This is a genomic window from Thermogemmatispora sp., assembly GCF_019683635.1.
In the GTDB taxonomy this organism is placed as follows: domain Bacteria; phylum Chloroflexota; class Ktedonobacteria; order Ktedonobacterales; family Ktedonobacteraceae; genus Thermogemmatispora.
Window position 1 is genome coordinate 1 of the sequence record NZ_JADGIA010000279.1, and the last position, 5,253, is coordinate 5,253.

Annotated in this window: 3 protein-coding genes and 1 pseudogene; 2 read left to right on the top strand and 2 right to left on the bottom strand. The window is 66.2% G+C overall.

Annotated features, from left to right (window positions below; genetic code table 11):
- Positions 1 to 146: 146 nt before the first annotated feature.
- Complete coding sequence (locus IRZ31_RS19950) at positions 147 to 521, top strand: LuxR C-terminal-related transcriptional regulator (protein ID WP_297157070.1); 375 nt, start codon at positions 147 to 149, stop codon at positions 519 to 521.
- Positions 487 to 951, top strand: a complete 465-nt coding sequence (locus IRZ31_RS19955) for a hypothetical protein (protein ID WP_297157072.1) — start codon at positions 487 to 489, stop codon at positions 949 to 951. Before IRZ31_RS19950 ends, IRZ31_RS19955 begins: the two co-directional genes overlap by 35 nt.
- A 79-nt stretch (positions 952 to 1,030) precedes the next feature.
- Here the strand turns inward: IRZ31_RS19955 and IRZ31_RS19960 are convergent, their stop codons facing one another.
- Both IRZ31_RS19960 and IRZ31_RS19965 read right to left on the bottom strand, forming a co-directional pair.
- The gene (locus tag IRZ31_RS19960) at positions 1,031 to 4,441 is read right to left on the bottom strand and encodes a Swt1 family HEPN domain-containing protein (protein WP_297157075.1); all 3,411 of its coding nucleotides are present in this window, start codon (positions 4,439 to 4,441) and stop codon (positions 1,031 to 1,033) included.
- A gap of 152 nt (positions 4,442 to 4,593) precedes the next feature.
- Positions 4,594 to 5,253, bottom strand: a pseudogene (locus IRZ31_RS19965) (hypothetical protein); the annotation flags it as partial.

Sequence of the window (5,253 nt, forward strand, 5' to 3'; positions counted from 1 at the left end):
CCCTTCCGCTCCACCTCTCCCCCCGGCTCCCTGGCCACTTTCCCCACCCTCGTTCTTCCCTTCATCATAGACAGCTTGCTTGATCATCCCGACAAGATGATGTTCGTTACTACCTGTATTCACTCGCTGAAGGAGGAAGACACCTTATGACTCTTACTTGCCGGCCCAGGGCCGACGACCAGCAGCGACGACCTCTAACCATGCGCCAGTGGCAGATCGTCCTCTTGCTGCGCCGCGGTCTCTCCCGCCAGGCCGTTGCCGCTCACCTGGGCCTCGCACCTCACACCGTCGCCGTTCACCTCTCCCTGCTGCGCCAGCGTCTCTGCCTCTCCCGCCACTGCGACCCATTGGCGCATGTCCCCTGGGAGCAGTGCCCGCCCGATCTACTCGCCTGGTGCCAGAACGAGCCAGGCCGTCTGGGCCGGCAGGCCCAGGCAGATTGCTCAACCGGAGAGGAGGTATCAAGCACAAAGGAGGAAACCGAACATGAAGATCCGCCAGCGGTCAACGCCCGGCCTTGAGCTGGTGCGGCGCATACAGGAGCAGGGGCCGACACTGACGCCCACCTCCGCCAGACAGGGCGAGTCGCCGGCAACCTGGCGGCATCTGGAGGAGGCGGTCGCGACCCTGGGTCAGAGCGAGGAGCAGGCCGAGGCAATGGAGCATGTACGCGAGGTCTGGCAGGCCATCGCGGCGGCGCGGACCCACCTGGCAGGACTGCCGCCGGCGCGGGCCTGGCAGATCCTCCTCTGGCCCTTCCGCCGCGAGCTGGCCGCTCTGGCTCTGGCAGCCTCACCGGATGAAGCTGCTGAAGATGAGGCGCCGGCCTTCGCTCTGCTGCAGACCACAGACGGCCCACCCGATGCCCGTACCTCGCGCGAGGAGGAGGCCATGCCAGACCAGGACCCCAGGACGCGCCGTCTCGGTGGCTTGCCTCATCTCATTGAGTGACGTTGAGCTGAGGCGGGCTGGCGTCCCAGTCTGGCTGGCTAGCCAGGTGGCTGGTTGGCTGACTGTTCTGCTGGGTAGACTATTCGCTCTCGAAGCCGAAGTCTGAGAATTTGAGCGTGCGACAGTTCTCCTCGACGATCTGGCGCTTGTGGGACGGGAAGCCGTCGGGGAAGGTCGCCTGTATCTCCAGAGTCACCTCGACTCTGGCTCCGGGCAGGCTCAGCAGATGCTGGATGACCTCCGTGGCGATGGTGCTGGCGCCGCTGGAGAGATGCCGGGGATCAAGCGAGACGGCCCCGTGGAAGCGTTGCGCTTCTGGTTCGGGGGCCGGCGACGCTGCGCCGCCGGCGGTTGTGGGGGTGTAGGTCGTGCCCCCGGGCAGGCTCTGCTCGCGGACTGCGGGAGAGGCCTGAACCACCGAGGGCGTACCGCCAGCGGTCGCGGGCGCGCTCAGCGTACTGGCCGCCGTCTGGGCCAGGCGCGCGCGCTCGGCTTCGGCTCTGGCCCGTGCCTCGGCCTCTAGCTGGGCGGCGGCCACCTCCGCCTTGACCAGCAGGCCGGAAGGCTGCACCTGCTCCTTGCTCATGGGCTGACCGGCGCGCAGCCCCAGGTAGCGCTCACGGCTCTCATCCCAGCTATCGGCATAGGCAAAGCTCTCGTCGCGCCACTGTGCCAGGGCCACGCCCTCTGCGATGGCCTGCCGCAGGACCTCGGGACTCTTGAGGCGCTTCAGATAGAGGTAGCGCCCGTAGAAGTCCAGCAGCTCCCTGACGCTGACGTGGTTGCCGCGCCAGAGCGGAATGCTGTCCAGTTCTCGGCGCAGCCAGGTCGGGGCGTAGCGCTCGACAAGCTGTTCGCTGTCGCGCAGGGTGGCGCTCACGGTCTGGGCGATCTGCTTCGGCTCCTGCCCGGTCATCTTCAGCTGACGCTCATCCAGGTGGATGCTGCCACTATCGCGGGCGTTGCTCTGTTCGGGGGTGAGCAGCCAGCAGTAGCTTTCGGGAATGCGCAGGTTAACCGTCCGATTGGCCTCCTGCTGCTTGCCCTGGGCCTGGTTGAGCTGGGCGAGGTCCAGGTTGAGGCTCTCGCTATCGTCGCAAATGCCTTTCCAGGCCAGGAACTCGCGCATGCCCTCCTTGAGGTCGTCGATACGGTGGCGATCGGCGGCCAGGAAGACCAGCGTGTTGCAATACTGGCGGCGCCCGTTGCCGTGCTCCTGCAGCAGGCGGTAAGCCTCTTGATAGGCTCTGCTCTGGGAATCTTTGGCGCCGTGGGTGCAATTTGGTCCCAGGATGACCAGGGCGACGCCGTTGTTCTCGTCGGGGACATTGGCGCTGCTGGTGGGGAAGACGTGGATACGGGCGAAGGCGCCGCGCTGCTTGGGACTGTTGAGCGCTCCAAGGCGCTGCTCAAGCTCCTGGGTGATCTCATAGTCCTGCACCTGGCGGGCGCGATCGTGGGCCAGGCGCGTGATACTGACACGCGTGTCGTACCAGTAGCGCTGGCCATCGTACCAGAGGTGGGTTGAGCGGTTGGAGAGGTGGCCCAGGGCGTCGCTGAAGGCCGGGATATTTTCGCCGGGCATGACGCAGCCAAGCTTGATTTCGCTGACCGTCAGGCCGCGGTTGGGGCTGTGGACAGTAGGCGCGGTGCCCAGGTAGAGGGTGCGCGCCACGCGTCGGCTGGCGCCCAGGTTGCCCAGGTTGGGATACTCGCCGTCGAGGCGCAGTGGCAGCGAGCCGGGGCCGTCGACATCGTTGGCGATCACCGGACGCCAGTTATCTTCCAGGTAGCGCATCAGTTCGTCCTGGACGATGGGGGCGTCGATGGGGATGCTGCCGGGCATGATGAGCGGGTTGGGGTCGCCGCGCTCCCAGAGCGTGCGCACGACGGTGGCGATCAGGCGCAGGACGCCGCGGGTGCGCTGGAAGCGTTCGAGGCTCGACCAGGACCCGTAGAGGCGGTCGAAGAGTTCGGGATGGATGGGGTAGGCCCTCTTGATGCGCTCTTCGTAGGCAGAGGAGTGGCAGGCGCTGGGAAACTCCTGCTGGTGCTGCTCGTAGAACTTGACAAAGGTGCGCGCCACGGTGTCGCGCGCTTTGAATTGCTCTTGGGTGGTCAGGTCGGTGAAGAGGCGCCGGCGCACGATTTCAAAGCTCTCCTCGGGGTTGGCGGGACTCCAGGGGGCTTCAAGGCGCCCAAAGGTCTGGCTCAGGCGGGTCAGGGCCTCTTTGCCGCCCTCGCCGCCGGCTTCGCTGTCGGAGGCGGGTAGCGAGGCGACCAGCTGGACGCGCGGGGTGCTGCTGACGGCCTCGCTGAGGGACTGGGCAAAGCTGAGGTTGGCCTCGAAGGAGCCGGCGGGCAGGTTGGAGGCGCGGTAGAGCTGGCGCAGGTAGACGATCCATTCGTCGATGAGGATCAGGCAGGGCGCGGCGGCGCTGAAGATGTCGCGCAGGGCGTCGGAGCCGGGGCTGACGCCGTGCTGGTCGGCCTCGGCGACGCGCTCGTAGCCGTCTTTGCCGAGTAGCTGCCAGGCCAGCTCACCCCAGAAGGTGCGCACAATGCAGCCGTCTGGCTTGCGCTGGACCTCGCCGGGCGAGATGGCGTGACCGACGATGACGGCGCGCTGCACGCCGGGCAGGCTGCTCAGGCCGACCTCTGGCAGGAGGCTTTCGATGCCGGCCAGCTCGGAGGCCGGGCGGCCCGAGAAGAGGTGGTAGAGGGCCAGCAGGGCGTGTGTCTTGCCGCCGCCAAAGTTGGTCTGCAGGTTGATGACGGGGTCGCCGCCCTGGCCGCTGAGGCGGCGCAGGACGTTGGTCAGCAGGCGGCGCAGGCCCTCGGTCAGGTAGGTGCGCTGGAAGAATTCGCGCGGGTCCTGGTACTCGGGCGGGGCGCTGCCCTGGACCACCTGGGCCAGGTTGGCGGCGTATTCGGCCAGGGTGTATTCTGCTCCGATGACGTCGGGCCGCGGCGTGATGATGGTGCGCCAGGAAGGTAGCCCTTCGACGCCTTTCTCGGCAATCAGGGCCGAGGTCCGCTGCGCCTGGCGCTGGGTCTGTTGTTCGTAGCGCCGGCGCATCAGCTCAGTCATGAGCTGCTCGCACTGACTGGCCTCGTGCTCGGCACAGACGGCTTCAAGCAGGCGCTGGGCGCTGTCGCAGACGCGGTAGGCGTCGCTGGTGTCGAACGGCTCTTGATGGGCCCAGCGGTTGCGCATGGTGCGCAGCTCGCTGACCAGGCTGCGCTCCATTGGCCCCAACGTCTGATTAAAGACGGTGTTCCAGTGATCCCACATGATCAGCAGCAGGGCCTGGATGTCTCGCAGAATGTCTTGGTCTTCTGTGATGTGCTCTTTGTGCAGGGACTGGCTGGCCTGTTTGCGCCAGTTGGAGCCGTAGGATTGCTCCATCTCGCGCTCGACGAAGGGCTTGAGGCCGTCCCGCAACAGCGTCAGGGCCTGACCGACGTATTCGTGGTTGGTGCGTGGCATAGGGGGCGTGGCTCCTCTCCAGTTGCTTACTAGCTTGATCTGGAAGACGCTTATTGAGGCGAAAGTTGGGTATCCGGTTCACTCTCATTGGGGTAAACGCCTACCGGGCGCGTTTTTGGCGCCCGGTAAGCGGTGGCTTGCCCCCTGGCTGATTATTCTGGCAGCAGGCGCTCCTGTTCGGCGACTTCGCTTCTGGCGTAGCGGAGGGCCTTCTGACTGATGTCGGGCCAGGCGACGACCAGGCTGTTATAGGGCAATGCCTCCTGGGCCCAGCCGCGGCGCTCGCAGATGGTGTAGAGGCGATAGGCCAGTTCGCGGGCCGCTGCAGCCAGGTCTTGCCTCTGGCTGAGGAGCCTGCCAGCCTCCTCTTCGCCTCCACCTTTGAGGAGGGCGTGAGCCAGGCGCAGGGTGAATTCCCAGGTGGTGAGCGGCTGGCCGTCGTTGAGGCGCTTGCGCTCGGGCAGCTCTTCGCCGCGCAGCAGGCGCACTTTGCCGCCGTGCGAGCGCACGATGCCGCTCTCGCTCAGGCGCTGGACGGAAATATTTTTGGCTTTGGAGAGGGTTTCGGCGCTGCCGAACTCGCCGTTGACGAAGCCGAATTGTTCGAACCAGGCTAAGGCCCAGCGGGTTTCATTGTCAAAGTCGCCTTCCTGGGCGGCCAGGACCTCATCGAGGACACGGTTGATGAGCTGGAGGGCGCTGCGCACGCTGATCGGGGTGCCGTCGACCTCTTCGACGCGGCGGTAGCGGGAGTAGATGGCCATGCCGGGGCCGATGCTGGCCTGGGCCAGGTCGACGGGGGCGATGCCTCC

What these genes read in the sequence shown, in the direction of transcription:
- IRZ31_RS19955 (WP_297157072.1), top strand. Translation starts at nt 487, where the DNA reads ATGAAGATCCGCCAGCGGTCAACGCCCGGCCTTGAGCTGGTGCGGCGC.
- IRZ31_RS19960 (WP_297157075.1), bottom strand. Translation starts at nt 4,441, where the DNA reads ATGCCACGCACCAACCACGAATACGTCGGTCAGGCCCTGACGCTGTTG.
- IRZ31_RS19950 (WP_297157070.1), top strand. Translation starts at nt 147, where the DNA reads ATGACTCTTACTTGCCGGCCCAGGGCCGACGACCAGCAGCGACGACCT.